The organism is Accumulibacter sp., from assembly GCF_036625195.1.
In the GTDB taxonomy this organism is placed as follows: domain Bacteria; phylum Pseudomonadota; class Gammaproteobacteria; order Burkholderiales; family Rhodocyclaceae; genus Accumulibacter.
This window is the reverse complement of the sequence record NZ_JAZKUG010000001.1, coordinates 496,879-523,388: the sequence shown is the minus strand read 5'-3', so window position 1 is coordinate 523,388 and position 26,510 is coordinate 496,879. Positions and strand designations below refer to the sequence as shown.

Annotated in this window: 23 protein-coding genes; 17 read left to right on the top strand and 6 right to left on the bottom strand. The window is 66.0% G+C overall.

The genetic code is table 11. From position 1 onward, the window contains the following. Positions 1-14: 14 nt before the first annotated feature. Positions 15-2,186 carry a UvrD-helicase domain-containing protein gene (locus tag V5B60_RS02390; protein WP_332345433.1) on the bottom strand — a complete coding sequence of 724 codons (2,172 nt, stop codon included), beginning with the start codon at positions 2,184-2,186 and terminating at the stop codon, positions 15-17. Positions 2,187-2,467: 281 nt separating this feature from the next. On the opposite strand from V5B60_RS02390, the gene V5B60_RS02385 reads away from it, so the two are divergent. Then, on the top strand, positions 2,468-3,310 hold the full coding sequence (locus V5B60_RS02385) for an HDOD domain-containing protein (RefSeq protein ID WP_332345432.1): 843 nt from the start codon (positions 2,468-2,470) through the stop codon (positions 3,308-3,310). Positions 3,311-3,339: 29 nt separating this feature from the next. Here V5B60_RS02385 and V5B60_RS02380 read toward each other — a convergent pair whose 3' ends face one another. Then, on the bottom strand, positions 3,340-3,993 hold the full coding sequence (locus tag V5B60_RS02380; protein WP_332345431.1) for a 5-formyltetrahydrofolate cyclo-ligase: 654 nt from the start codon (positions 3,991-3,993) through the stop codon (positions 3,340-3,342). A 44-nt stretch (positions 3,994-4,037) separates the two neighbouring features. Between V5B60_RS02380 and V5B60_RS02375 the strand changes: the two genes are divergently transcribed. From V5B60_RS02375 to V5B60_RS02365, 3 genes are all read left to right on the top strand, one after another. Then, positions 4,038-5,993: a lytic transglycosylase domain-containing protein gene (locus V5B60_RS02375; protein WP_332345430.1), complete on the top strand. Its 1,956-nt coding sequence runs from the start codon at positions 4,038-4,040 to the stop codon at positions 5,991-5,993. A gap of 40 nt (positions 5,994-6,033) precedes the next feature. Beyond that, positions 6,034-6,999: a complex I NDUFA9 subunit family protein gene (locus tag V5B60_RS02370; RefSeq protein WP_332345429.1), complete on the top strand. Its 966-nt coding sequence runs from the start codon at positions 6,034-6,036 to the stop codon at positions 6,997-6,999. Between the two features lie 109 nt (positions 7,000-7,108). Next, the gene (locus tag V5B60_RS02365) at positions 7,109-8,338 is read left to right on the top strand and encodes a multifunctional CCA addition/repair protein (protein WP_332345428.1); all 1,230 of its coding nucleotides are present in this window, start codon (positions 7,109-7,111) and stop codon (positions 8,336-8,338) included. 44 nt (positions 8,339-8,382) lie between these two features. Here the strand turns inward: V5B60_RS02365 and V5B60_RS02360 are convergent, their stop codons facing one another. Both V5B60_RS02360 and V5B60_RS02355 read right to left on the bottom strand, forming a co-directional pair. Next, the gene (locus tag V5B60_RS02360) at positions 8,383-9,567 is read right to left on the bottom strand and encodes a class I SAM-dependent methyltransferase (protein ID WP_332345427.1); all 1,185 of its coding nucleotides are present in this window, start codon (positions 9,565-9,567) and stop codon (positions 8,383-8,385) included. Then, the gene (locus V5B60_RS02355) at positions 9,561-10,412 is read right to left on the bottom strand and encodes a hypothetical protein (RefSeq protein WP_332345426.1); all 852 of its coding nucleotides are present in this window, start codon (positions 10,410-10,412) and stop codon (positions 9,561-9,563) included. Before V5B60_RS02355 ends, V5B60_RS02360 begins: the two co-directional genes overlap by 7 nt. Positions 10,413-10,541: 129 nt before the next feature. On the opposite strand from V5B60_RS02355, the gene V5B60_RS02350 reads away from it, so the two are divergent. From V5B60_RS02350 to V5B60_RS02340, 3 genes are all read left to right on the top strand, one after another. Then, positions 10,542-11,279 (top strand): pteridine reductase, encoded by a 738-nt coding sequence (locus tag V5B60_RS02350; protein WP_332345425.1) that lies wholly within the window; start codon positions 10,542-10,544, stop codon positions 11,277-11,279. Positions 11,280-11,307: 28 nt separating this feature from the next. Continuing rightward, positions 11,308-12,192 carry a tRNA 2-thiocytidine(32) synthetase TtcA gene (gene ttcA / locus V5B60_RS02345; protein WP_332345424.1) on the top strand — a complete coding sequence of 295 codons (885 nt, stop codon included), beginning with the start codon at positions 11,308-11,310 and terminating at the stop codon, positions 12,190-12,192. Positions 12,193-12,280: 88 nt separating this feature from the next. After that, positions 12,281-13,177, top strand: a complete 897-nt coding sequence (locus V5B60_RS02340) for an adenylate/guanylate cyclase domain-containing protein (protein WP_332345423.1) — start codon at positions 12,281-12,283, stop codon at positions 13,175-13,177. A 169-nt stretch (positions 13,178-13,346) separates the two neighbouring features. Here V5B60_RS02340 and fur read toward each other — a convergent pair whose 3' ends face one another. After that, positions 13,347-13,814, bottom strand: a complete 468-nt coding sequence (fur, locus tag V5B60_RS02335; RefSeq protein WP_332345422.1) for a ferric iron uptake transcriptional regulator — start codon at positions 13,812-13,814, stop codon at positions 13,347-13,349. Positions 13,815-13,992: 178 nt separating this feature from the next. On the opposite strand from fur, the gene V5B60_RS02330 reads away from it, so the two are divergent. The 6 genes from V5B60_RS02330 to V5B60_RS02305 all read left to right on the top strand — a co-directional run bounded on the left by V5B60_RS02330 (position 13,993) and on the right by V5B60_RS02305 (position 20,870). Then, positions 13,993-14,475, top strand: a complete 483-nt coding sequence (locus tag V5B60_RS02330) for an outer membrane protein assembly factor BamE (protein ID WP_332345421.1) — start codon at positions 13,993-13,995, stop codon at positions 14,473-14,475. A gap of 1 nt (position 14,476) precedes the next feature. Then, positions 14,477-15,283 (top strand): 4-hydroxy-tetrahydrodipicolinate reductase, encoded by an 807-nt coding sequence (gene dapB / locus V5B60_RS02325; RefSeq protein ID WP_332345420.1) that lies wholly within the window; start codon positions 14,477-14,479, stop codon positions 15,281-15,283. Positions 15,284-15,503: 220 nt separating this feature from the next. Continuing rightward, positions 15,504-16,661 (top strand): glutamine-hydrolyzing carbamoyl-phosphate synthase small subunit, encoded by a 1,158-nt coding sequence (gene carA / locus V5B60_RS02320; protein WP_332350393.1) that lies wholly within the window; start codon positions 15,504-15,506, stop codon positions 16,659-16,661. Then, positions 16,639-19,845: a carbamoyl-phosphate synthase large subunit gene (gene carB, locus V5B60_RS02315; RefSeq protein WP_332345419.1), complete on the top strand. Its 3,207-nt coding sequence runs from the start codon at positions 16,639-16,641 to the stop codon at positions 19,843-19,845. The genes carA and carB overlap by 23 nt, the downstream gene beginning before the upstream one ends. 75 nt (positions 19,846-19,920) lie before the next feature. Then, positions 19,921-20,397 carry a transcription elongation factor GreA gene (greA, locus tag V5B60_RS02310; RefSeq protein WP_034936131.1) on the top strand — a complete coding sequence of 159 codons (477 nt, stop codon included), beginning with the start codon at positions 19,921-19,923 and terminating at the stop codon, positions 20,395-20,397. Positions 20,398-20,405: 8 nt separating this feature from the next. Beyond that, on the top strand, positions 20,406-20,870 hold the full coding sequence (locus tag V5B60_RS02305) for a DUF4149 domain-containing protein (protein ID WP_332345418.1): 465 nt from the start codon (positions 20,406-20,408) through the stop codon (positions 20,868-20,870). Positions 20,871-20,928: 58 nt separating this feature from the next. Here V5B60_RS02305 and V5B60_RS02300 read toward each other — a convergent pair whose 3' ends face one another. Next, positions 20,929-21,270, bottom strand: a complete 342-nt coding sequence (locus V5B60_RS02300) for a YhbY family RNA-binding protein (RefSeq protein WP_332345417.1) — start codon at positions 21,268-21,270, stop codon at positions 20,929-20,931. Positions 21,271-21,314: 44 nt separating this feature from the next. Here V5B60_RS02300 and V5B60_RS02295 point away from each other — a divergent pair, with 44 nt between their 5' ends. The 4 genes from V5B60_RS02295 to glmM all read left to right on the top strand — a co-directional run bounded on the left by V5B60_RS02295 (position 21,315) and on the right by glmM (position 26,425). Further along, a complete protein-coding gene (locus V5B60_RS02295) occupies positions 21,315-21,935 on the top strand; it encodes an RlmE family RNA methyltransferase (protein ID WP_332345416.1) in 621 nt (206 codons plus the stop codon). Positions 21,936-22,054: 119 nt separating this feature from the next. Next, a complete protein-coding gene (gene ftsH / locus V5B60_RS02290; RefSeq protein ID WP_332345415.1) occupies positions 22,055-23,941 on the top strand; it encodes an ATP-dependent zinc metalloprotease FtsH in 1,887 nt (628 codons plus the stop codon). Positions 23,942-24,036: 95 nt separating this feature from the next. After that, entirely contained in the window at positions 24,037-24,837 is an 801-nt protein-coding gene (gene folP / locus V5B60_RS02285; RefSeq protein WP_332345414.1) for a dihydropteroate synthase, read from the top strand. Between the two features lie 220 nt (positions 24,838-25,057). Next, complete coding sequence (gene glmM, locus V5B60_RS02280; RefSeq protein ID WP_332345413.1) at positions 25,058-26,425, top strand: phosphoglucosamine mutase; 1,368 nt, start codon at positions 25,058-25,060, stop codon at positions 26,423-26,425. Positions 26,426-26,510 lie beyond the last annotated feature (85 nt).

Genomic DNA, 26,510 nt, shown 5'->3' with positions numbered 1-26,510 from the left:
GCCTGCCGGAGGAGTCAGGCGGGAGTCAGGCGGGCGAGGCTGAGGGCGAGCCACTTCATGCCGCCGCTGCCGAAGTTGATCTGCACCCGTGCCTGCTCGCCGGCGCCTTCGCTGGCGACGATCACGCCGACACCGAAACGGGCGTGGCGCACGCTCTGGCCGATGCGCAGGCCGCTGTCGCCTGCCGCCTGCTGCTTCCCGCCCGGCGTGCTGGTCGCGCGCGGGGTGCCGCTCGCACGACTGCTGCGCTGCAGGAGTTCAGCCGGGAGTTCATCGAGGAATAGCGACGGCAGGCAATAGCGCATCTGGCCATGCAGCAGGCGGGTCTCGGCATGCGTCAGGTAGAGCCTGCGGCGCGCACGGGTGACGGCGACGTACATCAGCCGACGCTCCTCCTCGATGCCGTCGCGCTCCTGCGTGGCGTTCTCGTGCGGGAAGAGGCCCTGCTCGAGGCCGGTGATGAAGACGACGTCGAACTCGAGCCCCTTCGCCGAGTGCACGGTCATCAGTTGCACGGCTTCCTGGTCGTCGCCGGCCTGGTGTTCGCCGGCTTCGAGCGACGCGTGCGCGAGAAAGGACGAGAGCCCGCCGTCATCGCTGCGCTCGTTCTCGTCGGTCGCCGTGGCAGTATCGCTGACGAAGACGGTCGCCGCGTTGACCAGTTCGTCGAGGTTTTCCAACCGGTCCTGGCCATCCCGCTCGCCGAGATAGTGCTGGCGCAGGCCGCTGTGATCGATGACGTGTTCGATCAGCTCGGGCAGCGGCAGCGTGGCGGTTTCGCCGCGCAGTTCCTCGATCAGCCGGACGAAGCGGGCGATCGTGCTGCCGCTCTTGCCGGACAGACTCGCGGCAGCCTGGTACAGGCTGGACTGGGTGGCGTGGGCCGCTTCCTGCAGCGCCTCGGTGCTGCGCGTGCCGATTCCCCGGGTCGGGAAATTGACGACGCGGGCGAAGGCCGTGTCGTCATCGGGATTCACGATCAGGCGCAGGTAGGCGAGCGCATGCCGGATCTCCTGGCGGTCGAAGAAGCGCAGCCCGCCGTGCACCCGATAGGGGACGCCGGCGGTGAACAGCTGGTGCTCGAGAACGCGCGACTGCGCGTTCGCGCGGTAGAGGAGGGCAATCTGCTGCCGGGAGACGCCATCGCGCACCAGTTCGACGATCTCGTCGACGATCCGGCGCGCTTCGTCGGTGTCGGAAAAGGCCGCGTAGACCCGTATCGGTTCGCCGGCGCCGGCGTCCGTCCACAGATTCTTGCCGAGGCGGCCGCGATTCTGCCTGATCAGCGCATTGGCGGCGTCCAGGATGTTGCCTTGCGAACGATAGTTCTGTTCGAGGCGAATCACGCTGGCCAGCCCAAATTCGCGCTGCAGGTCCCGCATGTTGCCGATCTCGGCGCCGCGGAAGGCATAGATCGACTGGTCGTCGTCGCCGACTGCGAAGAGGCAGGCGGCGGCTGCCTGCGGATCGGTGCTGCCGTGTCCGGCGAGCAGTTTCAGCCAGGCGTACTGCAAGCGGTTGGTATCCTGGAATTCGTCGACCAGGATGTGCCGGAAGCGTGCCCGGTAGTGCTGCCGGAGTGGCTCGTTGCGCTGCAGCAGCTCGTACGAGCGCAGCAGGAGTTCGGCGAAGTCGACGACGCCTTCCCGCTGGCACTGCCTTTCATACTCGACGTACCATTCGATGCGGCGGCTGGTGTACCGGTCGTAGGCTTCCGCCTGCGCCGCGCGGACTCCCTGTTCCTTGTGCGCGTTGATGAAGTGCATCAGTTCGCGCGGCGGGTACTTCTGGTCATCGACCGCGAGCGCCTTGAGCAGGCGCTTGATCGCTGCCAGCTGGTCGGCGGCATCGAGGATCTGGAATTGCGCCGGCAGTCCGGCTTCGCGATGATGTGCCCGCAGCAGGCGATTGCACAGCCCGTGGAAGGTGCCGATCCACATGCCGCGCGTGTTGATCGGCAGCATCGCCGCGAGGCGGGTCAGCATCTCCTTCGCTGCCTTGTTGGTGAAGGTGACGGCGAGGATTCCGGCTGGGCCGACCTGGCCGGTCGAGATCAGCCAGGCGATGCGCGTCGTCAGCACGCGCGTCTTGCCGCTGCCGGCGCCGGCAAGGATCAGCGCATGCTGCGGCGGCAGTGTGACGGCGGCCAGTTGTGGCGCATTGAGGTGGGCAAGCAGGTCGGACATCGATCGTTCCGGACGCGACGGGTGGGCGTGATTATAGCGGCCGCACCCTCGCCCGCGTGGCCTTGCACGCGCGCGCGGCCGGTCGTGGCAGGCCCGCCGAGAGTCCATCCCCGCCCGCTTTCGCAACCATTCCAACGAGCGGGCCGCGAGGACCATTACAATGACGACGCGGCGACCGGGTGATCGGCCGGCAAGGCAGATGCGGCAAGCTTCAGCGAGCGCGCCTGTCCTGCCGCAGGATTCCAGTTTTGGGCAGCGTTCGTGGGAGACGGGAGGGAGTGATGGCAAAGGAGTTGGCACCGGAACTGATCCAGAAAACGCTGCAGGGGATCAATATCCCCGCGCGACCACAGATACTGGTGCGGCTCGACAGTGAAATGGCCAAGGATGATCCGGATCCCCGGATCGTCGTTCGCCTGATCAGCAGCGATGTGGTTCTGTCTGCCGCCATGCTGAAGACGGTGAATTCGCCGTTCTTTGGTCTGTCGCGCAGGATCAGCTCGGTGGCGCAGGCGGTCAGCATGCTCGGCCTGAGGATGACCGCGCGCATCGTCAGTGGACTCGTGCTGCGCATGACCATGGGTGGCAGGCAGTCGTCGTTCGAGCGCTTCTGGGACACCGCCGAAAAGGTGGCCTGCATCTCCGGTTATGTCGCGTCAACCCTGCCGAGGGGACCGCGCGATGAAGCCTACTGCTTCGGCCTGTTCCGTGATATCGGCATCCCGATGCTGCTGCAGAAGTTCCCCGACTATCGGCAGACCCTCGCCTTGGCCGACAACACGGTTGATCGTCCGATGACGGTGATCGAGGAGGAACGGCATGCCACCGACCATGCGACGCTGGGTTACCTGGTGGCGCGCAGCTGGCTTCTCCCGGAGGTGATCTGCGAGGGAATCCGCCATCACCATGACCCGTCCATCTTCGACACCAGGGATCTCCCCAACCCCATGGCCCTGACGCTGATCGCGATCAACGCGCTCGCCGAGCACCTGGACGACGAGTATGTCCGCATGCGCGCCAATGCCGGCTGGCAGCTGATGGCAGATCGTGTGCTCGTCCATCTCGGTCTGTCCGAGGACGACTACTGTGACCTGCGGGAGGAGGTGACGACGCTGGTGCGGTGAGGCTCGGCCGCGCGCCAGCCAACTCCGGGTCACGGCTTCATGGCGGCGGGGTTGCCGGCTGGCGTGGCCGTGCAGCGATGGAGGCCGCGTTCGGTGACGATCAGGTCGAGCGGCTGGTCGTGCAGCTGGCGATGCAGCCAGTCGAGTCGCGACAGCTCGAATCCGACACCGATCGCCAGTGGCCGCGGGCGCAGGCTGGCCAGCGTGCGATCGAAGTAGCCACCGCCGTAGCCGAGGCGGAAACCGGCGGCATCGAAGCCGACGAGCGGGATCAGCAGCGCCTCCGGCAGCACCGGCTCGCCGCTCGCCGGCACCGGGATACCGTAGCGGTCGGTGGTCATTGCTACGGTCGGTGACCAGGCGCGAAAGGCGAGGCTGCTGTCGGCGGCGAGGACGACCGGCAGGAGTGCCATGAAACCTGGTTCGCCCTGGCGATGCCAGTCTGCGATCAGCGGACGCAGATCCGCTTCGTTGTCGCGCGGCCAGCAGAAGCCGACGCGCATGGTGGCGAGTCGGGGCAGCGCTTCCCGCAGCAGGGCACGGATCCGCTGCGAGTATGCCGCCCACTCGCCTGCCGGCAGCGCGCGGCGGCGCGCCAACAGGGTGCGGCGCAGGGCGCGCCGGTCGTCGGCGGTCGCCGCCGCTGGCGCGGCAGCGCTGCCGGGCATGAAGCCGCTGGGCATGTGTTATCCTCGCCGACGCCATCATCCGAAAGTACCAGCTTAGCATGAACCTCCTGTCGACGACCCTCCTGCTGCTGTTCCTGCTGTTCTCGCCGACCGCCGTCGTGGTCAAGCATGCCGCGGCACAGTCGGCCGACGACCAGTTCCTGGCCGCCCGGGAAGCGGCGCGGGCTGGCGACCGCGCCCGCCTCGAGCGGTTGGCGCCAGCGCTGCACGGGTACGAACTCGAGCCCTACGTCGACTACTGGCTGCTCGTGCCCGACCTCAAGGACGCCGATCCGGCGCTGGTCAGGGCTTTCCTGGGTCGCTACGAGAACACCTACATCGCCGAGAAACTGCGGACCGACTGGTTGCGGCAGCTCGCCCGCAAGCAGCAGTGGGATCTGTTTGATGGCGAGTATCCGCGCCTGTTGCAGCCTGATCAGGAGCTGGCCTGCTACGCGCTGCAGGGCCGCTTGGCACGCGGCGACGCGAAAGCGCTCGATGAAGCCCTGCCGCTCTGGCTGAGCGCGCTCGAGCCGCCCGATTCGTGTTACCCCGTGTTCGAGGCATTGATCATCGGCAAGCGCATCCTCGCCGATGCGGTCTGGGCGCGCATTCGCCGCCAGTTCGAGGCGAACAAGATCGCTGCCGCCTTGTATACGATGAACTACCTGCCCCCGGCACAGACGCCGGAGAGGAAGCTGGCGCAAACGGTGGCGGATTCGCCGCTGCCCTGGTTGAGCAAGCTGCCCGCTGATTTTTCCGGCAACCGCCTGCAGCGCGAGCTGGCTGCCCTGGCCGTGCAGCGCGTTGCGCGCAACGAGCCGCAGGTGGCCGCCGATCAGCTCGAGCGGATCGGTTCGTCGCTGCAAAGTGGCGAGAAATCCTGGGCGTGGAGCCAGATTGCCCGGCAGGCGGCGCAGCGGCACATGCCGGAGGCGTTGCAGTGGTATCGCCAGGCGGGCGCCGTACCGTTGTCGGATGAGGTTGCCGAATGGAAGGTGCGGGCAGCATTGCGCGTGCAGGACTGGGGCAGCGTGCGCTCGACGATCGAGAGCATGCCGCCGGCGCTGGCGGCTCAGCCGGCGTGGGTCTACTGGCTCGGTCGCGCCTACCGCGCCGGTGGCCGGACCGACGAGGCGAACGCCCTGTTCGGCCGGATCGCCGGGCAGCCGGACTTCTACGGCAGCCTGGCCAGCGACGAACTCGGTCGGCCGACGGCACCACCGCCGAAAGCGCCGCCAGCCAGCCGCGAGGAACTGGCGCAGGTGGCTGCGCTCCCTGGCGTGCAGCGGGCGCAGGCCTTCTTCCGCCTGAATCTGCGTAGCGAGGGGGTGCGCGAATGGAACTGGGCGTTGCGCGGCATGAGCGACCGCGAACTCCTGGCGGCGTCCGAGATCGCCCTGCGCTCGGGCAACTACGACCGGGCCATCGCGGCAGCCGACCGGACGCGCAACGAGCACGACTATTCGCTGCGCTATCTGGCGCCATATGGCGACCAGGTGCGGCCGGCGGCACGCAATCAGGCTCTCGACGATGCCTGGGTGTACGGCCTGATGCGTCAGGAGAGCCGCTTCATCAGCAGTGCACGTTCGCCCGTCGGGGCTTCGGGCCTGATGCAGCTGATGCCGGCCACTGCCAAGTGGGTGGCGAACAAGATCGGTCTGAAGGATTTCCATCAGGGGCGGGTCAACGATCCGGAAACCAACCTGCTGCTCGGCACCACCTACATGCGGCTGGTGCTCGAGAGTCTCGACAATCACCCGGTGCTCGCCTCGGCAGCGTACAACGCCGGGCCGGGACGGGCGCGGCGCTGGCGTGCCGAGCGCCCGCTCGAGGGAGCGATCTACGCCGAAACCATCCCCTTCAGCGAAACCAGGGATTACGTGAAGAAGGTGATGAACAACTCGATCTATTATGCGGCACTGTTTGACGGCAAGCCACAGACGCTGAAGAACCGGCTTGGCGTCATCGCTCCGCGCACGGGGGGCGAGGTCAGGGGCGAAGATTTGCCTTAGAATGTCGGCTTCCCGACTTCTCTTCCCACGGCAGGATGCTATGGACCTCGCGAACGTATTGTTGATCGGTGGCAGTGGTTTCGTCGGTGGCTGGATCGCCAGTCGCCTGTCGGAAAGCGGTGTGCGGGTGACGATCCCGACCCGCCATCGCGAGAACACCAAGAAGCTGATCACCTTGCCGACCGTCGAGATGGTCGAGGCCGACGTGCATGAGCCGGCGACGCTCGTGCAGCTGATGCGCGGCCAGGATGCGGTCATCAACCTGGTCGGCATCCTGCACGACGGCGATTCCCGGCTGCCATACGGCAAGGGCTTTGCCGCCGCGCATGTCGAACTGCCGCGCAAGATCGTTGCCGCCATGCCACAGGCGGGCGTGCGGCGATTGCTGCACATGAGTGCCCTGCAGGCGGCGCTGGGAGCACCATCGGAGTACCTGCGCTCGAAGGGCGACGGCGAGATGCTGGTGCGCGCGGCGAAGGAGCAGATCGATGTGACGATCTTTCGTCCGTCGGTGATCTTCGGCCCCGGCGACGCCTTCCTCAACATGTTCGCCAGCCTCGTCAGGCTGTTGCCCGTCCTGCCGCTTGGCGGCGGCAGCGCCCGCTTCCAGCCGGTCTATGTCGGCGACGTCGCGGCGGCCTTCGTCGACAGCCTGGGCGACCGGACGACGATCGGGCGGAGCTACGATCTCTGCGGGCCGAAGGTCTATAGCCTGCGCGAACTGGTCGACTACACGGCACATCTGGTCGGCAGGTCGCCCTGGATCATCGATCTCGGGACCGGTGGCTGGGCTTATCTGCAGGCCGGCGTGATGTGGCTGCTGCCGAAGCCGCCGCTGTCGCCGGACAACTTGCGGTCGATGGAAGTCGACAGCGTCACCGATGGCACGCATGACTTCCCCGGCTGGCAGCCGAAGGCGCTCGAGGCAGTCGCTCCGGGCTATCTGTCGCCGGCGGAGATTCCGCAGCTTCGCTTTGATCGCTACCGTTTCCGCGCCGGCCGCTGAGCCTTCCGGCGGCTGACGCCACCAGCATGCTGCGCCGGCGCGGCGACCTCACCCGTTCGATGAGGCCTCGGCCCGTCGCCCTACCGGCGCTGACCTGATCCCGGTTCGCATGCAGATCTTCACTGTCGGCGGCGCGGTTCGCGATGAACTCCTCGGTCTGCCGGTGCAGGACCGCGATCATGTCGTCGTCGGAGCGTCGCCGCGCGAGATGCTGGCGCGCGGTTTCCGCCAGGTCGGCAAGGATTTTCCGGTCTTCCTGCATCCGCAGTCGCACGAGGAGTACGCGCTGGCGCGAACCGAACGAAAGGCCGGTCACGGCTACCACGGGTTTGCCGTCGATGCGGCGCCGACGGTGACGCTGGCCGATGATCTCGCGCGCCGCGACCTGACGATCAACGCCATCGCCCGCGCCGCCGACGGCGAGCTGATCGACCCGCACCATGGTATCGACGATCTGCAGGCGCGTGTGCTGCGCCATGTCGGCCCGGCTTTCAGCGAGGATCCGGTGCGCATCCTGCGCGTGGCGCGCTTTGCCGCACGCTTCACCGACTTCCGCGTCGCTGCCGAGACCCTCATGCTGATGCAGGGGATGGTCGCTGCCGGTGAGGTCGATCATCTGGTGAGCGAGCGCGTCTGGCAGGAGCTGGCCAGGGGTTTGATGGAGGCGCGGCCGTCGCGGATGTTCGACGTCCTGCGGCAATGCGGCGCGCTGGCCCGGCTGCTGCCCGAGCTCGATACGCTGTTCGGCGTCCCCCAACGGGCGGAATGCCACCCGGAGGTGGACACCGGCGTCCATGTCATGCTCGTCGTCGACCTGTCGGCAGAGCGCCGCTGCGCGCTGCCCGTTCGCTGGGCGGTGTTGCTGCACGACCTCGGCAAGGGCCTGACGCCTGGCGCCGACCTGCCGCGCCATCCGGGCCACGAGGCACGCAGCGTCACGCTGGCTGGCGAGGTTTGCGGGCGCCTGCGCGTGCCCGTTGCCTGCCGTGATCTGGCGCTGCTGGTTGCTCGTCATCATGGCGAAGTTCACCGGGCACTGGAACTGGCGCCGGCAGCGGTCGTCCGCCTCCTTGAAGGCTGCGACGCGCTCCGTCGCCCCGAGCGCTTCGAGCAGTTGCTCGAGGCCTGCAGCTGCGACTTCCACGGCCGTCTTGGCTGGCTCGATGTGCCCTATCCGGTGCCCGCGCTGTTGCGGCGCGCGTTGGCCGCCGTGCGACAGGTCGATGCCGCGGCACTCGCCGCCGGCTGCAGCGAACCGGCCATGATCGCCGCGCGCGTCTCCGCCGCGCGCGTCGCAGCGGTCGAAGCGCTGCTGTCGGGCTGTCCCGGGGCGGCGTAGCGCACCTCTTGCCGAGCAGCCCGGCGGCCTGCCGGCCGCACCGCTTACAGGCTGGCGCTGCGGTCGCCGCTGCGGAACCCGCAGAGCGGCTCGGAGATTCGCCGGCCAAGCGCCATGACCTTGAACAACTCGCCCATCTCGGCTGGCGAGACCAGCTTCTGCACTGCGTTGGCCAGCGGCAGATAGCGCAGCGGGTCGTCGGCGGGTGTCCTGGCGAGGATGTCGGTCAGGCCACAGTTGAAGAGGAAGGTGGACTGGGAGGTGTAGCCGAGCAGGTCGAGTCCCTCGCTGCAGCCGCTGTCGACGATCGCCGTGAAGTCGACGTGCAGGGTGATGTCCTGCAGCCCGGGCAGGTAGAAGGGGTCATCGTGGGCGTGGTGGCGATGGTGGCACATCAGCGTGCCGGCGGCGCGCTCGGGATGGTAGTACTCATGGCGCGGGAAGCCGTAGTCGATCAGCAGCAGCACGCCGTGCTCCAGGATCCTCGCCCATTGCCGGACCCAGGCCGGCGCAGCGAGCGAGATCTCGCTCAGGTAGGGGGGACGGATGCCGCATTCGCCGGCCAGCGCCAGAGCCCGTTCGAGCAGGTGGCCGCTCGCCGGCCGGTCGGCCCAGGCGAAGCGGCCGCGGGCGACCGTCACCCCGCGTTCGCCGATGCCACCTGCTTGCCAGTGCACGAGGTGTGCCGGCATCGCGTCGAGGACCTCGTTCGCCAGGACGACACCGCTGAAGCGCCCAGGCAACTCGTCGAGCCAGCGCACCCTCGGCAGCAGGTGTGGTGCCCGCTGGGCAATGGTGTCGTGCTGTCGGCGACGCAATTCGCCCGACAGCTCGAGGATCGCGTAGCTCTCGGGCAGCCGCCGCTGCCGTTCCATTTCGAGCAGGAGGTCGCTGGCCAGCTTGCCGCTGCCGCCGCCAACTTCGATCAGGCGCGCCGCGCAGCAGGTCTGCAGCTGCTGTAACTGGATCGCCAGCGTCTGGGCGAAGGCCGGCGAGAGTTCGGGCGCGGTGACGAAATCGCCCGCTGTGCCGAACTTGCGGCTACCGCCGGCATAGTAGCCCATCCCCGGCTTGTAGAGCGCGAGTTCCATGAATCGGTCGAAGCCGATCCAGCCGCCAGCGGCCGCGATGTCAGCGGCAATGGCGCTGGCGAGTGCTTCGCTGGCTGCCAGTGCGTCGGCTGAGGGCGTTGGCAGCGTCGCCGCCGTCGCCGGCGGACGCGTCAGCACGCGTCCTGGCGAACGAAACGGACCTGGCCGTAAACTTCGGGATGATGCGTGGCCAGCCAGTGCTCGGCCTCGGCGACGGCACGCTCCCAGGTGGCGGCGCGCAGCGGAACCTCAAGCGTGCTGCCATCGTCCCTCTGCCAGTGCAGCCAATGACTGTGAAAACCGCCGCGTTCCTGTTGCCGCAGCGGGCAGGCGAGTGCGGGTGGTTCGCGGCGCAGCTCGGCGCCGCCGCTGTCCGGCAGAAACAGACGGTAGCGCGGCCCCTTGCCCTCGTGCTGGACGATGAACTGCCTGTTCCCCAGCGTCTCCTCGACGACGTTCCACTCGGCGCAGCCCTCGATGATCGCAGCCAGGGCCAGTCCGTCCTCGTCACGAACGATCTCGGCAGCCACCTGGTGTGTCGTTTCGGTATGGTCGAGCACGTCGTGCCAGGGGAGGCCATTACGGGTCGGTGGCGGGAAGGGCAGCACATGCTTGCCCTGTCGAATCCGGGCAAAGAGCGATGACTTCCTGACGTCGTCGAGGTCGATCGACGGAAACGCCGAGCGTGGTGCCGAGCGGAAGCTACCGGCACCCATGTAGCCGACGTCCCACAGCGTTCGCAGCCATTCGGCGGTGTCGAGAGCGACCTGGGCGAGCTGGTCGTTGAGGTTCTCGCCGTGCTCGTTCGCTGCGTGCCTGCTCGCCGCCTGCATGGCCAGCAGGTCGGTTTCATGGCGGCGGGCGCGGAGCACTTCGGCGAGCAGTGCATCAACCCACTCCGCATCGGCCGGCGGAAGCCGCGCGATCCGTTCGGCAAAGTGCGTCAGCTCATCGATGCCGAGAGGAATATCGGACTTGCTCATGGGGCGGGCTCCGTTGGGACGATGTGGCGAGTGTACCGCGGCGGCGACCGCGGCGTTAGCTTTTTCCCCGAATCGAATCCAGGAATCCGCTAAAATCAGGTCCTTGTCGTCGCCAGCCGGAAACTGGAAATGGAAGGAAGAACGATACTGGTCACCGGCGCTGCGCGGCGTCTGGGCAGGGCGATCGCGGTCGAGATGCACGGGACGGGAGCCAACATCATGGTGCATTACCATCAGGCCGCTGCTGAAGCCGCGACACTCGTCGCCGAGTTGAACGCTCGACGACCTTCTTCCGCCGCCTGTTGGCAGGTCGACCTGCGACAGATCGACAGGTTGCCGGAGTTGGTGGCGGCGACCGTCGACCGGTTCGGTCGGCTCGACGGCCTGGTCAACAACGCCTCGAGTTTCTTCCCCACCCCACTCGCCGGGATCGACCTGCGGGACTGGGATGAACTCGTCGGCAGCAACCTGCAGGCGCCCCTGTTTCTCACCCAGGCGGCGGCGCCACACCTGATCGCCAGCGACGGCAGCGTCGTCAACATCACCGATATCCACGCTGAACGCCCACTCGCCGGCTATCCGCTGTATTGTGCCGCCAAGGCCGGCCTGCTGGGGCTGACGCGGGCGCTGGCGATCGAACTGGCACCGCGGGTCAGGGTGAACGCGGTGGCGCCGGGACCGATCCTCTGGCCCGAGAGCGAAGCTTTCGACAGCGTGGCGCGGGCGGAGATCGTCGCCGACACCTTGCTCCACCGCGTCGGCTGCCCGCAGGACGTGGCGCGGGCGGTACACTACCTGCTCGTTGCAGCGGACTACGTCACCGGTCAGGTGATCAACGTCGATGGCGGGCGTACCGCGTATCTGTGAACCGCTGATCTGCCGGAGAGAGCCACTCGTGGAACCGTCGAAAACTTTGCTGCGCCTGGGAAAGCGCCTCGAGAGCAAGGTTGGCAAGGCGATTGCCGATTACAACATGATCGAGGACGGGGATACGGTGCTCGTCGGCATCTCGGGCGGCAAGGATTCCTACACCCTGCTGTCGCTCCTGATGACTCTGCGCGAGCGGGCGCCGATCGACTTCCGTCTGATCGCCATGAACCTCGACCAGAAGCAGCCCGGCTTTCCGGCCGAGGTCCTGCCGGCGTATCTGACGCAGATCGGCATCGACTACCGGATCGTCGAGCAGGACACCTACTCGGTGGTGCGAGCAAAGCTGCCGCCGGGCAAGACCAGTTGCTCGCTGTGTTCGCGCCTGCGCCGCGGCGTCATCTATCGGGTTGCCAAGGAACTGGGGGCAAACAAGATCGCGCTCGGCCACCATCGCGACGACATCGTGCACACGCTCTTTCTCAACCTCCTGTTTGGCGGTCAGCTCAAGGCCATGCCGCCGAAGCTGGTCACCGATGATGGCGCGCATGTCGTCATTCGACCACTCGCTTATTGTGCGGAAGCCGACATCGCGCGCTACGCCCGCGGCATGGCTTTCCCGATCATTCCCTGCAACCTCTGCGGTGCGCAGGACAACCTGCAAAGGGAGAGGGTCCGGGCGATGATGGCTGACTGGGATCGGCGCTTCCCGGGGCGCACCGAGGCGGTGTTTTCGGCCTTGCAGCAGGTGGTTCCTTCCCATCTGGCCGACCAATCTCTGTTCGATTTCAAAGGCTTGCGTCCCGGTGTCGAGTTGGTGGCGGTGGCTGGCGGCGACCCGGTGTTCGATCCACCAGGACCGGTGCACGGGTGGTCGGCGCCGGATGTCCTGCCGCTGCGGGTGTTGTCGTGACTGGCGGCGGCCGACGGGCGGCGCATGCGCCAGTGACGGTATTTCGTAATCGCGGCGGATCCGCTGCGGCGGAAGCGGAATTCGTTCGATGAGCACCAGTGAGACCAATGCTTCGCTGATCCATGCCGCGGTCGCCGGCAGTTCGCGTCTGTTCGAGCGGCTGGGTACGACCGAGGCCACGCATGCCGTCGAGCGCTGCATGAAGCGGATGGTCCGCGGTATCGACGGTTTCCATGGCCGGCTGGTGGGAAACAAGCGCGATGAACTGAGCGCGCTTTTCGCCAACGCCAACGATGCCTGTCAGGCCGCGATGGCCATGCAGCGCCGGGTCGCCGATCTGCCTCCGGTCTCGGGGGTCCAACTGGCGATTCGCGTCGGTGTGCACCACGGCGCCGTGGTTGAGCACGAAGGCGAGGTCTTTGGTGAAGCGGTGCGTGTCGCAGAGTCTCTGGCAGGCCTCGCCGACGCCGGGCAACTCGTGACCAGCGGCGAAACGCGGGCTTTGCTGACGCCGCAACTGCAGTTGCTGACGCGCCCACTGAACAGTCGATCGACCACGGAGTTGCCCGGCGACGGCCCGGTTTTCGAGGTCATGTGGCTACAACCCAGGGCAGAGCCTCGGCATCCGGCCGTCGACAAGCCGCAGTCGCCAAGGGAACGGGAACTGCGCTTGTGCATACGCTATGGCCACTACGTCAAACTGCTCGACCGGCACCGGCCGAGCGTCGCCATGGGCCGCGACGCCGGCTGCGAGATCACGGTGCACAATCGCCGTGCCTCGCGCCACCATGCCCGCATCGAGCGCCGCGGTGGCAATTTCGTCCTCATCGACCTGAGCACCAATGGCACTTTCGTCACCGTCAACGGCGAGCAGGAACTGTTCATCCGGCACGAGCAGTTCGTCCTGCGCGGCAGCGGCGTCATCTCGTTCGCAGCCTCGGCGGGCAGTGCCGCCGCTGACGTCGTCGAGTACGAGCATCTGTGAGCAGCCAGGCGCCGTGCGAGGCAGCCGAGCGTGCGTTTCCGCACCTGTTCAGCCGGCGCCGCTTTGGGTCACAGGCCAGGGTCTGGGCTGGGCCGGAGACGGTCGTGCAGGAGGGATGCCCGCAGCCTCAGGCGGGCCTGAGTCGATCGCGGCTCGCGCGGACACGCGGTCAGGAGGGCAGCTTGTCGCCCTCGCCGGCTGCGCGACGGGCACCGCTGCGGTGCGGGCAGTCGGGCTTGGTACACTGGGCGTAGAGATGCAGTGCATGTTCGCGAATGCTGAAGCCACGCTCCTTGGCGACGCGCGCCTGCCGCCGCTCGATCTCGGCATCGCAGAATTCCTCGACCCGACCGCAGTCGATGCAGACGAGATGGTCATGGTGCTGACCGTGACTGAGTTCGAACACCGCCTTGCCCGACTCGAAGAAATGGCGTTCGAGCAGTCCTGCCTGCTCGAACTGGGTCAGCACGCGGTAGACGGTGGCCAGACCGATATCCAGGTTGTCGGCGAGCAGCAGGCGGTACACATCCTCGGCGGTCAGATGGCGGACCTCGGTCTTCTCGAACAGGGCGAGGATCCTGAGTCGGGGGGTGGTGGCTTTCAGCCCCATGCTCTTGAGGTCTTCGGGGTTGCTCATCAGCTTACCTTGGTCGGTTCCGGCGAAGGGAGAGGGTCTTTTCGAGTATGATATACCGACGAGGGCGGCAGTGCCGCGCCGCTGCAAGTCTGCAGCCGGTCGACAGGCGCCTCGGCGACTGCCCGTGGTCCAGCTCCGGGCGTCCGGTCTCCTCCATTCATCACTTTTCGACCACGACATGATCCTGCCGCGAGTTGCCGTTATGGCCGTTGCCCTCTGCATGCTTGCAGGCTGTTCGTCGGTGCCGCGCATCGTCAAGGAGTACCGGATCGACGTCCAACAGGGCAACGTCCTGACACAGGAGATGGTGGCGCAGCTGCGTCCCGGGCTTTCGCGCGACCAGGTGCGCTTCGTGCTCGGCACGCCGTTGTTGATGGACATGTTTCACGCCAACCGCTGGGACTACTTCTATTCGCTGCAGAAAGGCCGTTCGGGCGAGATCGAAACGCGGCGGCTGTCGGTCTACTTCGACGCGGATGGGAAGTTGGTCCGTGTCAGCGGCGATGTTGCGGCGGCCGAGCCCGGGGTGGCGGAGCCGGTGTCGGAGACCCGCAACCGGGAGATTGATCTCGGTTCACTGCCGGAGGACGGCAGTGCGGTCATGCCGCCGCCCGAGGAGAAGGGCTTTTTTGGTCGCATGATGGAAACGGTGGGGTTCTGAAATGACTGAACTGAGGATTGCGGTGGCCGGGGCCGGTGGCCGCATGGGCCGCACCTTGCTCGAAGCGACGCTGCGCGACGGCGCCATGAGCTTGGTGGCGGCGTTCGACCAGCCTGGCGCCAGTGTGCACGGGAAGGATGCGGGAGAACTGGTCGGCAAGCCTTGCGGCGTGCCCGTCAGCAGTGATCACGATGCGGCCATCGCACTGGCCGGCTGCCTGATCGATTTCACGCGCCCAGAAGCCAGTCTCGCGCACCTGGAAAGCTGCCGCCGGCATGGGGTGGCGATGGTCATTGGCACGACCGGTTTCGACGCCGCCGGCAAACGGGCGATCCGGGCTGCCGCCGACGAGATTCCAATCGTCTTTGCGCCGAACATGAGCGTTGGCGTCAACCTCGTGTTCCGCTTGCTCGACGTTGCGGCACGGATTCTCGCCGATGGCTACGATGTCGAGATCGTCGAGGCGCACCATCGGCACAAGGTCGACGCGCCGTCGGGGACGGCGTTGCGCATGGGGGAAGTGGTGGCCGAGGCGCTTGGACGTGATCTCGCCGCCTGCGCCGTCTATGATCGCCAGGGCGTCACCGGCGAGCGAGAGGCGGCGAGCATCGGCTTTGCCACGGTGCGCGGTGGCGACATCGTTGGCGATCATCAGGTGATGTTCTGTGGTCTTGGCGAACGCGTCGAGATCGGCCACAAGGCGAGCAGCCGCATGCCCTACGCGCTAGGGAGTCTGCGTGCGGCACGTTTTCTGGCGCAGCGGACGAGTGGGTTGTTCGACATGCAGGATGTGCTCGGTTTGCGCTGACCGGCCGCCGACACCACCAGGGCGTCGGCAGCGGTCGGCTGCAGCGGCGGCAGATGCCTTGGCACGGGTCGTCTGATCGCCCCAAGAGCGACTGCCTCCGGTATAATCCCCGGGCTGGCGAGGATCCGAGCGGGAAGGCTGAATGCCTGTCCCGCTTTTGCGTATCTACGGCCCGGACCGGCCGCGAGTTCAACAGCTTCCACAGGAGTCTTTCGTGTCCTTGCTACCCACTCTGCCGCCGGCGATTCTCGCCCTGGCTGACGGCACGGTCTTCAGGGGTCTGGCGATCGGTGCTGCGGGCAGCGCCAGCGGCGAAGTCGTCTTCAATACGGCGATGTCGGGGTATCAGGAAATCCTTACCGATCCCTCGTATTGCCGCCAGATCGTCACGCTGACCTATCCGCATATCGGCAATGTCGGCTGCAATGCGGAAGACTTCGAGTCGCGGGCAAACTACGCTGCCGGTCTGGTCATCCGTGACCTGCCACCGCGGGCCGCCAGCTGGCGTCTGCAGCAGACACTGCCGGACTACCTGCAGCAGCATGGAATCGTTGCCATCAGCGGTATCGATACGCGCAAGCTGACCCGCATCCTGCGCGAGCAGGGAGCGCAGGCCGGTTGCATCATGGCGGTGACGGTCGACGAACGGTGTGCGCTGGAGGAAGCGCGGGCTTTCCCGGGCTTGGCGGGAATGGATCTGGCCCGCGTCGTCAGTGTGCCTGCAGCCTATGAGTGGACCGGTGGCGCCTGGACTCTCGGCGGTTACCGCGATGCACCAGCGCCCGTGCTGCACGTCGTCGCCTACGACTACGGCGTCAAGCACAACATCCTGCGCATGCTGGCTGCCCGCGGCTGCCGGGTGACCGTCGTGCCGGCTCAGACGAGCGCTGCCGATGTCCTCGCGCTGCAGCCCGACGGGGTGTTCCTGTCGAACGGTCCGGGCGATCCGGAGCCCTGCGACTACGCGATCGACGCGATTCGCGAGCTGCTTTCCCGACGCGTGCCGACCTTTGGCATCTGTCTCGGTCACCAGCTGCTGGCGCTCGCCTCGGGCGCGAGGACGATGAAGATGAAGTTCGGCCACCATGGTGCCAACCACCCGGTGAAGGATCTGCAGACCGGACAGGTACTGATCACCAGCCAGAACCACGGTTTTGCCGTCGACGGGAACAGCTTGCCGGCGAACCTGCTGCGCACCCATGTGTCGCTCTTCGATGGCTCGCTGCAGGGCGTCGCGCGCGCCGACGTACCCGCGTTCTCCTTCCAGGGCCATCCTGAAGCGAGTCCGGGGCCGCACGACATCGCCTGCCTGTTCGACCGCTTTGTCCAGATGATGCAACACGAGAAGAAGCAAGATGCCCAAGCGCACAGACATTGAGAGCATCCTGATCATCGGCGCCGGGCCGATCGTCATCGGCCAGGCCTGCGAGTTCGATTACTCGGGGGCGCAGGCGTGCAAGGCGCTGCGCGAGGAGGGGTATCGGGTGATCCTGGTGAACTCCAATCCAGCGACGATCATGACCGATCCGGAAATGGCCGATGTGACCTACATCGAGCCGATCAACTGGCGGGTGCTGGAGAAGATCATCAGCCGCGAGCGGCCGGACGCGCTGTTGCCGACCATGGGTGGCCAGACCGCTCTCAACTGTGCCCTCGACCTGGCCCGGCATGGCATCCTCGAACGCCATTCGGTCGAGATGATCGGCGCCACGCGCGAGGCGATCGACAAGGCCGAGGACCGGGAGAAGTTCAAGGCGGCAATGACGCGCATCGGCCTCGGTTCGGCGCGCTCGGCGGTGGCGCACTCGATGGAGGAAGCGCTGCAGGTGCAGGCGATGATCGGCTATCCGGCGATCATCCGGCCGTCTTTCACCATGGGTGGTTCGGGTGGCGGCATCGCCTACAACCAGGAGGAATTCATCGAGATCTGCAAGCGCGGCCTGGAAGCCAGCCCGACGCGCGAGCTGCTGATCGAGGAGTCGCTGATCGGCTGGAAGGAGTTCGAGATGGAGGTTGTCCGCGACCGGCGGGACAACTGCATCATCGTCTGCTCGATCGAGAACTTCGACCCGATGGGCGTGCACACCGGCGATTCGATCACCGTCGCGCCGGCGCAGACGCTGACCGACAAGGAATACCAGATCATGCGCGATGCCTCGATCGCGGTCCTGCGCGAGATCGGTGTCGACACGGGTGGTTCGAATGTGCAGTTCGCCATCTGCCCGGAAGATGGGCGGATGATCGTCATCGAGATGAACCCGCGTGTTTCCCGCTCGTCGGCGCTGGCGTCGAAGGCGACCGGCTTCCCGATTGCCAAGGTGGCAGCGAAACTGGCGGTGGGCTACACGCTCGACGAACTGGCGAACGAGATCACTGGCGGTCGCACCCCCGCATCCTTCGAGCCGTCGATCGACTACGTGGTGACCAAGGTGCCGCGGTTTGCCTTCGAGAAGTTTCCCGAGGCGGATTCACGTCTGACGACGCAGATGAAGTCGGTAGGCGAGGTGATGGCCATCGGCCGCACCTTCCAGGAGTCGCTGCAGAAGGCGCTGCGCGGGCTCGAGGTTGGCGTCGACGGCTTCGACGAGAAGAGCGCCGACCGCGAGGAGATCGAGGTTGCCCTGAGCGAGGCGCGCCCCGAGCGCATCTGGTATCTGGCCGACGCCTTCCGGATCGGCATGTCGCTCGACGAAATCCATCGGCTGACGGCGATCGACCCGTGGTTCCTGGCCCAGATCGAGGACCTGTACCGCATGGCTGAGCGGATTCGCGGCCGCGACCTTGTCTCGCTGTCGCGTGACGAGCTTCTGCATCTCAAACGGGCCGGTTTCTCCGACAAGCGGCTCGCCACCCTGATGCGGACGACGCAGTCGGCCGTCCGCCAGCGCCGCCATGAGTGGCAGGTCCGCCCGGTGTTCAAGCGGGTCGATACCTGTGCCGCCGAGTTTGCCACGCATACCGCGTACATGTACTCGACCTATGAGGAAGAATGCGAGTCGCAGCCCTCGCCGCGACAGAAGATCATGGTCCTCGGTGGCGGGCCCAACCGTATCGGCCAGGGGATCGAGTTCGATTACTGCTGCGTGCATGCGGCCCTGGCGATGCGTGCCGACGGCTACGAGACGATCATGGTGAACTGCAACCCGGAGACCGTATCGACCGACTACGATACCTCCGATCGTCTGTACTTCGAGCCGCTGACGCTCGAGGACGTACTCGAGATCGTTGCCGTCGAGAAGCCGATCGGCGTGATCGTCCAGTTCGGTGGCCAGACCCCGCTCAAGCTGGCGCGTGATCTCGAAGCCAACGGCGTGCCGATCATCGGCACCAGCCCGGACATGATCGACGCTGCCGAGGATCGCGAGCGTTTCCAGAAGCTGCTGCATGCGCTCGATCTGCGACAGCCGGCCAACCGGACCGCCCGCACCGAGGCGGAAGCGCTGTGCCTCGCCGCCGAGATCGGTTATCCGCTGGTCGTCCGGCCGTCCTACGTCCTCGGCGGGCGGGCGATGGAGATCGTCCATGAGGAACGTGACCTCGAGCGTTACATGCGCGAAGCCGTCAAGGTGTCGAATGATTCACCGGTGCTCCTCGATCGTTTCCTGAACGACGCTTCGGAGGTCGACGTCGACGCGCTCTGTGATGGTGAGGAGGTGCTGATCGGCGGTGTGATGGAGCACATCGAGCAAGCCGGCGTGCATTCCGGCGACTCCGCCTGCTCGTTGCCGCCCTATACCCTGTCGGTCGAAATGCAGGATGAGTTGCGCCGGCAGACACGCCTGCTGGCCAGGGCGCTCAAGGTCTGCGGGCTGATGAACATCCAGTTTGCCATCCAGAAGGGTGTCGTCTTCGTTCTCGAGGTGAACCCGCGCGCTTCGCGCACCGTTCCCTTCGTCTCCAAGGCAACCGGGTTGCAGCTGGCGAAGATCGCCGCCCGCTGCATGGTCGGCAGGTCGCTGGCCAGCCAGGGCCTGACCAGGGAAGTGGTGCCGGACCATTTCTCGGTCAAGGAAGCGGTTTTCCCGTTCATCAAGTTTCGCGGCGTCGATACCATTCTTGGCCCGGAGATGAAGTCGACCGGCGAGGTGATGGGGGTCGGGCGCAGCTTTTCCGAGGCGTTCGTGAAGAGCCAGATGGCCGCCAGCGTGCGCTTGCCGAGTTCCGGGCAGGTGTTCGTCAGCGTCAAGGATTCGGACAAGTCGAAGGCAGTCAGGATCGCCGGCGAACTGCAGGCAGCGGGGTTCACCCTGCTCGCCACACGCGGCACAGCGGCGGCGATAGCCGCCGCGGGAATTGCCGTGACGCCGGTGAACAAGGTGACCGAGGGGCGTCCGCACGTCGTCGACATGATCAAGAACAACGAGGTCGTCCTGATCATCAACACCGTCGACGAAAAGCGCAAGGCGATCAGCGACTCGCGCTCGATTCGCACTTCGGGGTTGGCGGCGCGGGTGACGATCTACACCACCATCTGGGGCGCCGAAGCAGCGGTCGCGGGAATCAGGAACCGTGGCGAACTCGTGGTCTACCCGATACAGGAACTGCACGCGCAGCTTCATTAGTCAATCCATGCAACCGCCTGCGCCGTGCTGCTGCTCGCGGCCGCCGGCGGCTGGCCATTGTTGGCAGCGAACGATATGAGCAAGATACCCGTAACCGTCAAGGGCGCCGAACTGTTGCGTGCCGAGCTGCATCATCTGAAGACCGTAGAGCGGCCGCGGGCGATCGCCGCGATCGCCGAGGCGCGCTCGCACGGTGATCTCTCGGAGAATGCCGAGTACGATGCCGCCAAGGAAAGGCAGGCCTTCATCGAGGGCCGCATCAAGGAGTTCGAGGGCAAGCTTGCCAACGCCCAGATCATCGACCCCAAGCTGCTCGATGCCGACGGGCGCTGCGTCTTTGGCGCAACGCTCGATCTCGAGGACCAGGACACGGGCGTCCGCGTCTGCTACCAGATCGTCGGCGAGGACGAGGCCGACATCAAGGGTGGCAAGATCTCGATCAACTCGCCGATCGCGCGGGCACTGATCGGCAAGTTCGCTGGCGACATCGCCGAGGTGCAGGCGCCGGGTGGTGTTCGCGAATACGAAGTCATCGACGTTCGCTACGAGTGAGTGGAGGCATGCGCCGCATCACCGAAATTCTTCATGGCGTAGCCCTGACCCTTTGGGTCGGCGGCCTGTGGTCGATCGGCTACCTCGTTGCGCCGACGCTGTTTCATGCCCTGGGCAACGATCGTCAGCTGGCCGGGCAACTCGCCGGCCGACTGTTCGAGCTGATCGGCTGGGTGGGCCTGGCTTGCGCGGCGTACCTGCTCGCCTTCTTGCTCGTCCGCCTGCGCGGCGCCGCCTGGCGGCGCTGGGATTTCTGGCTGCTGCTGCTGATGTTGCTGCTGACCGTCGTCGGCCTGTTCGGCGTCCAGCCCCTGCTGGCACAACTCAAGGCCGACGCCCTGCCCCGAGAGGTGATGGCAAGTGTCCTGCGTGACCGCTTCGCGGCTTGGCATGGCGTTTCCAGCATCCTCTACCTGCTGCAGAGTCTTCTTGGCCTGCTGCTGGTTGCCACCGCGGCGCGCGGTGTCCGTTAGGCGATCAGGTGGCCAGACAGGCATCCGGCGGCGCGCGGGTCGCGATCGCGTGTCGCGGTCAGGTGCCGGTACTGCCCTGGAAAGTGCGCTTGCTGCGCCGCGGCGCTCTTGCCGGCGTGGCCGGCTGTTCCGGGCGTGGCCGCCAGATCACCAGGAGCTTGCCGATATGCTGCACCGGCGCCGCAGCCAGTCGCTCGCAAAGGCTGGCCAGAAAATTCTCGCGCTCATCCCGGTCATCGTTGTACACCCGCACCTTGATCAGTTCGTGCGCCGCCAGGCTGGCGTCGATTTCCCGGACAACCGGCTCGGAGAGCCCCTTCTGGCTGATTGCGACCACCGGTTGCAGGGAGTGGGCGCGGGCGCGCAGCGCGCGGCGCTCTTCGGAGTTCAGGTTGAGCATGCTGGATCCCTTTCTGGAAAAGCCATTCTAGCGGGTTTACAGGCATGAAGCGCAGCAGATCGAGCAACGCCTGGTTGCGTGAACACGTCAGCGACAGTTATGTCCAGCGGGCGAAGGCGGAAGGCTACCGCTCGCGCGCCGCCTACAAGCTCCTGCAGATAGACGACCGCGAGCATCTGATCCGCCCGGGCGACTTGGTGGTCGACCTGGGTGCGAGTCCGGGAGGCTGGTCGCAGGTGGTCGCGAAGCGCCAGCAGGGGCGGGGTCAGGTCATCGCGGTCGATATCCTGCCGATGGAGCCGCTGCCCGGAGTCGTCTTCCTGCCGGGCGATTTTCGCGAAACGGAGGTTCTCGACCGCCTGCGGGGACTGTTGAAACAGGAGCGAGCGGGACTTGTACTCTGCGACATGTCGCCCAATATCTCGGGTATCAGCCTGTGTGATCAGGCACAGGGCATGCACCTGTCGGAACTGGCTCTCGATTTCGCGAGCCAATGGCTGCAACCGGAGGGCTGTCTGCTGGTCAAAGTGTTCCAGGGTCTGGGCTTCGACGATTTTTTCGTCCGCATGCGGCAGACCTTCAGGCGGGTGTGCCTGCGCAAGCCGGATGCCTCGCGGGATCGCAGTCGGGAGGTGTATCTTCTCGGCCGGGGCCTGCAAGCCTGACGGGAGCTTGGCGGCGTAATGCTTGATCGTCCGGCTGGGAATCGGTTTAGAATGCAATTCCGCATCCACGGCGGGGCGTCTCGGGAACGGCTGTGCGGGCAGGATGAAGAGGTGACGTATTGAATAACATGTTCAAGAATCTGGCAGTCTGGCTGGTGATCGGTCTCGTCCTGATGACCGTCTTCAACCAGTTCAACAATCGCCAGGTGGCCCAGCAGTCGATGGAGTACTCCCAGTTCATCGAGGAGGTGGGCAAGGGAAACATCGCCAAGGTGGTCATCGAGGGGCGCGTGCTCAAGGCAACGACGACCGATGGGCGCAAGTTGACGAGCTATGCGCCGCCGGATCTCTGGATGGTCTCCGATCTGCTGAAGCATGGCGTCAAGATCGAGGCCAAGCCGGAGGAAGAGCAGTCCTTCCTGATGAGCATTTTCGTCAGCTGGTTCCCGATGCTGCTGCTGATCGGCGTCTGGATCTTCTTCATGCGCCAGATGCAGGGCGGTGGTCGTGGCGGGGCCTTCTCGTTCGGCAAGAGCAAGGCGCGCCTGCTCGATGAGTCGTCCAACACCATCACCTTTGCCGACGTCGCCGGTTGCGACGAGGCGAAGGAGGAGGTGTCGGAACTCGTCGATTTCCTGCGCGACCCGTCCAAGTTCCAGAAGCTTGGTGGGCGCATCCCGAAGGGCGTCCTGCTCGTCGGCAACCCGGGCACCGGCAAGACGTTGCTGGCGAAGGCGATTGCCGGCGAAGCCAAGGTTCCCTTCTTCTCGATTTCCGGCTCGGATTTCGTCGAGATGTTCGTCGGCGTGGGCGCGGCGCGCGTTCGCGACATGTTCGAGAATGCGAAGAAGCATGCGCCCTGCATCATCTTCATCGATGAGCTCGATGCCGTCGGTCGCCAGCGTGGTGCAGGCCTCGGTGGTGGCAACGACGAGCGCGAGCAGACGCTGAACCAGATGCTCGTCGAGATGGACGGTTTCGAAGGCAGTGTCGGGGTGATCGTCATTGCTGCGACCAACCGACCGGACGTTCTGGACCCCGCTCTGATGCGACCGGGTCGCTTCGATCGCCAAGTGGTCGTTCCGCTGCCTGACATCCGGGGTCGCGAACAGATCCTGGTGGTGCACATGCGCAAGGTGCCGCTGTCGCCGGATGTCAAGGCGGACATCATCGCCCGTGGAACCCCAGGTTTTTCTGGTGCCGACCTTGCCAATCTGGTCAATGAGGCGGCGCTTTTCGCCGCGCGCGGCAACAAGCGTCTGGTGGACATGGAGGACTTCGAGAAGGCCAAGGACAAGATCATGATGGGCGCGGAGCGGCGCAGCATGGTGATGAACGAGGACGAGCGGCGCAACACGGCCTACCATGAGGCGGGGCACGCCGTGGTCGCCAAACTCATGCCGAAGTCGGACCCGGTACACAAGGTGACGATCATTCCGCGTGGGCGTGCCCTCGGGTTGACGATGCAGTTGCCGGAGGAGGATCGCTACGCCTACGACCGCATCTATCTGATGAGTCGGATCGCCGTTCTCTTTGGCGGTCGGATTGCCGAAGAGCTGTTCATGAACCAGATGACGACCGGCGCCTCGAACGATTTCGAGCGCGCGACGCAGATGGCACGCGACATGGTCACCCGCTACGGCATGTCGGATGCACTGGGGCCGATGGTGTATGGCGAGAATGAAGGCGAGGTTTTCCTCGGACGATCGGTGACAACGCACAAGAACATGTCGGAAGCGACGATGGAAAAGGTCGATCGCGAGATCCGCCGCATCATCGACGAGCAGTACGCCCTCGCTCGCCGCCTGCTCGAGGAGCACCGCGACAAGGTCGAGGCGATGGCGTCGGCGTTGCTCGAACTTGAGACGATCGACGCCGATCAGATCAATGACGTCATGCAGGGCAAGCCGCCGCGTCCGCCAAAGCAGACACAGTTGCCGCCGGCCAACAAGAGCGACCACAATGCGCCGGATGCAGCGCCGAGCGCGCCACCGGCACCCGCCTGAACCGAGAGCGCTCTCGTTCTCGTTCGGCTGATCAGCCAGGCTGCTGCATGCTGCGTTGCGGATCCTTTCGACTCGCCGTCGATCGCCCATTGCTCATGGGCATCGTGAACCTGACGGCCGATTCCTTCTCGGGAGATGGGCTTGCCGGCGACACTGCAGCGGCGGTGGCGCAGGCCCAGCGGCAGATCGACGCCGGCGCCGATCTGCTCGATCTCGGTGCCGAATCCTCCCGTCCCGGAGCGCTACCGGTGACGGCAGAGGACGAACTGCATCGGCTCCTGCCGGTACTTGCGGGACTCGCCGGCTGTGGCGTACCCATCTCGGTCGATACCTACAAGCCGGAGGTGATGCGGGCGGCACTGCGGCACGGCGCGTCGATGATCAATGACATCCATGGCTTGTGCATGCCGGGAGCCATGGAGGCGGTAGCAGAGAGCGACTGCGCGGTCTGCCTGATGCACATGCAGGGGCAACCGCTGACCATGCAGCGGCAGCCCTCGTACCGCGATGTCGTCGCCGAGGTGCGGGAGTTCCTGCGGTGCCGGGTACGGGCGGCGAGGGAGGCCGGGATCAGCGACGATCGTCTCCTGCTCGACCCGGGCTTCTGCTTCGGCAAGACCCTGCAGCACAACCTCGACCTGCTGCGCGCTCTCGAGCAACTGGCCAGCGACGGTCTGCCTGTGCTGGCCGGCCTCTCGCGCAAGTCGATGCTTGGCGCCATCACCGGGCGCCCGCTCGGCGAGCGCCTTGCGGCCAGCATCGCCGCCGCGGTGGTGGCTGTCGAGCGTGGGGCGCGTGTCCTGAGGGTGCACGATGTGGCCGAAACGCGCGATGCGCTGGCGGTCTGGCAGGCGGCGCGCGGCACCGATGCGCCGAGGTCGGCGGCGGCAGCTTGACGCGCATCACTCCGGCAGTCCCTGTGGGTTGCCCGGGCGACCTCGGGTCGCAAGCGGCTGTAGTCCGGGACGGCAGCCGCGGGACGTGCATCGCCATGGGCGGCAGCGCCACCTGCAGTCTATGTGCGCTATTTGGCGATCCGCCTGGCCGGCCTGTGGGTAGAATGTCATTTGCGTGACGGGTGCCACTCGGCGCCTGTGCTCAAGGGGAGAGAAAGTCGTGACGAGAAAGTATTTTGGCACCGATGGCGTCCGCGGGCGCGTCGGCGAGGCACCGATCACGCCCGAGTTCGTCATGCGCCTGGGACATGCGGCCGGACGGGTCCTGGCCGCACGCGACAGTACGCGCAGCCATGCCAAGCCGGGCGACCGGCCAGCGGTACTGATTGGCAAAGACACCCGGATCTCGGGCTACATGCTGGAGGCGGCTCTCGAAGCCGGGTTTTCCGCCGCCGGGGTCGATGTCTGTCTGGTCGGGCCGATGCCGACGCCGGCGATTGCCTACCTCACTCGCGCCCTGCGCCTGCAGGCGGGCATCGTCATTTCCGCGTCGCACAACCCGTACTACGACAACGGGATCAAGTTCTTCGCGGCGAACGGAAGCAAGCTGCCCGATGATCTGGAACTCGAGATCGAGGCGGCCCTCGACGAACCGCTGACCTGTGTTCCCTCCGCCGGTCTCGGGCGGGCGCGTCGGATCGGCGACGCCGACGGGCGCTACATCGAGTTCTGCAAGGGCACCTTCCCATTCGAGATGGACCTGCGCGGACTGAAGATCGTCGTCGATTGCGCCAACGGTGCTGCCTATCATCTCGCGCCGCATGTCTTCCATGAGCTGGGGGCAGAAGTCAGCAGCATCGGTACCGAACCGAATGGCCTGAACATCAATCAGGATGTAGGCGCGACCGCTCCTGGAGCTCTGTCGAGGGCGGTCTTGGCGCAGGCGGCCGACATCGGCATTGCCCTCGATGGTGACGCGGACCGCTTGATCATGGTCGATTCGCTGGGCCAGGTCTACGATGGCGACCAGCTGCTGTTTGCCGTCGTGCGCAGCCGATTGCGGCAAGGAGCGGTTGCCGGAGTCGTCGGCACGCTGATGACCAATCTGGCTCTGGAACATGCATTCGGCGAACTCAAGGTTCCGTTTGCCCGCGCGGCCGTCGGCGACCGCTACGTCATGGACCTGCTGCGGCAGAAGGGCTGGCTTTATGGTGGCGAGAACTCGGGACACATCCTGTGTCTTGATCGGCACACGACCGGCGATGGCATCGTCTCTGCACTGCAGGTGTTGTGCGCGCTACGCGAGGAGGGCGGCGATCTGCAGCAGTTGCTGGGCTGTCTGCGGCTGTATCCGCAGAAGCTGATCAACGTCGCGTTGAGCAAGGGATTCCCCTGGCAGGAGCACCCGCTGATCGCGGCCACCCGCACCACGGTGGAGCGCGAGTTGCAGGGGCACGGACGGGTCCTGCTGCGCGCCTCCGGAACCGAGCCTCTGTTGCGAGTGATGGTCGAAGGGCAGGATCCGTTGCTGGTCAACAGCGCTGCCGAGACGCTCGCTGCGGCCGTGCGCGAAGCGGTCTCGTCGTAGCCTGCTGTCGGGGGCGAGAGCCCCGACGAGCACGGTTGGCGATGCCGCGGCGGCGCAGCCATCGTGCGCGCAGCCTCGCCAGTGA

Excerpts from the sequence above, each read along its gene's own strand:
- V5B60_RS02390 (WP_332345433.1), bottom strand. The coding sequence starts at position 2,186 with ATGTCCGACCTGCTTGCCCACCTCAATGCGCCACAACTGGCCGCCGTC.
- V5B60_RS02385 (WP_332345432.1), top strand. The coding sequence starts at position 2,468 with ATGGCAAAGGAGTTGGCACCGGAACTGATCCAGAAAACGCTGCAGGGG.
- V5B60_RS02380 (WP_332345431.1), bottom strand. The coding sequence starts at position 3,993 with ATGCCCAGCGGCTTCATGCCCGGCAGCGCTGCCGCGCCAGCGGCGGCG.
- V5B60_RS02375 (WP_332345430.1), top strand. The coding sequence starts at position 4,038 with ATGAACCTCCTGTCGACGACCCTCCTGCTGCTGTTCCTGCTGTTCTCG.
- V5B60_RS02370 (WP_332345429.1), top strand. The coding sequence starts at position 6,034 with ATGGACCTCGCGAACGTATTGTTGATCGGTGGCAGTGGTTTCGTCGGT.
- V5B60_RS02365 (WP_332345428.1), top strand. The coding sequence starts at position 7,109 with ATGCAGATCTTCACTGTCGGCGGCGCGGTTCGCGATGAACTCCTCGGT.
- V5B60_RS02355 (WP_332345426.1), bottom strand. The coding sequence starts at position 10,412 with ATGAGCAAGTCCGATATTCCTCTCGGCATCGATGAGCTGACGCACTTT.
- V5B60_RS02350 (WP_332345425.1), top strand. The coding sequence starts at position 10,542 with ATGGAAGGAAGAACGATACTGGTCACCGGCGCTGCGCGGCGTCTGGGC.
- V5B60_RS02340 (WP_332345423.1), top strand. The coding sequence starts at position 12,281 with ATGAGCACCAGTGAGACCAATGCTTCGCTGATCCATGCCGCGGTCGCC.
- fur (WP_332345422.1), bottom strand. The coding sequence starts at position 13,814 with ATGAGCAACCCCGAAGACCTCAAGAGCATGGGGCTGAAAGCCACCACC.
- V5B60_RS02330 (WP_332345421.1), top strand. The coding sequence starts at position 13,993 with ATGATCCTGCCGCGAGTTGCCGTTATGGCCGTTGCCCTCTGCATGCTT.
- dapB (WP_332345420.1), top strand. The coding sequence starts at position 14,477 with ATGACTGAACTGAGGATTGCGGTGGCCGGGGCCGGTGGCCGCATGGGC.
- carB (WP_332345419.1), top strand. The coding sequence starts at position 16,639 with ATGCCCAAGCGCACAGACATTGAGAGCATCCTGATCATCGGCGCCGGG.
- greA (WP_034936131.1), top strand. The coding sequence starts at position 19,921 with ATGAGCAAGATACCCGTAACCGTCAAGGGCGCCGAACTGTTGCGTGCC.
- V5B60_RS02305 (WP_332345418.1), top strand. The coding sequence starts at position 20,406 with ATGCGCCGCATCACCGAAATTCTTCATGGCGTAGCCCTGACCCTTTGG.
- V5B60_RS02300 (WP_332345417.1), bottom strand. The coding sequence starts at position 21,270 with ATGCTCAACCTGAACTCCGAAGAGCGCCGCGCGCTGCGCGCCCGCGCC.
- V5B60_RS02295 (WP_332345416.1), top strand. The coding sequence starts at position 21,315 with ATGAAGCGCAGCAGATCGAGCAACGCCTGGTTGCGTGAACACGTCAGC.
- folP (WP_332345414.1), top strand. The coding sequence starts at position 24,037 with ATGGGCATCGTGAACCTGACGGCCGATTCCTTCTCGGGAGATGGGCTT.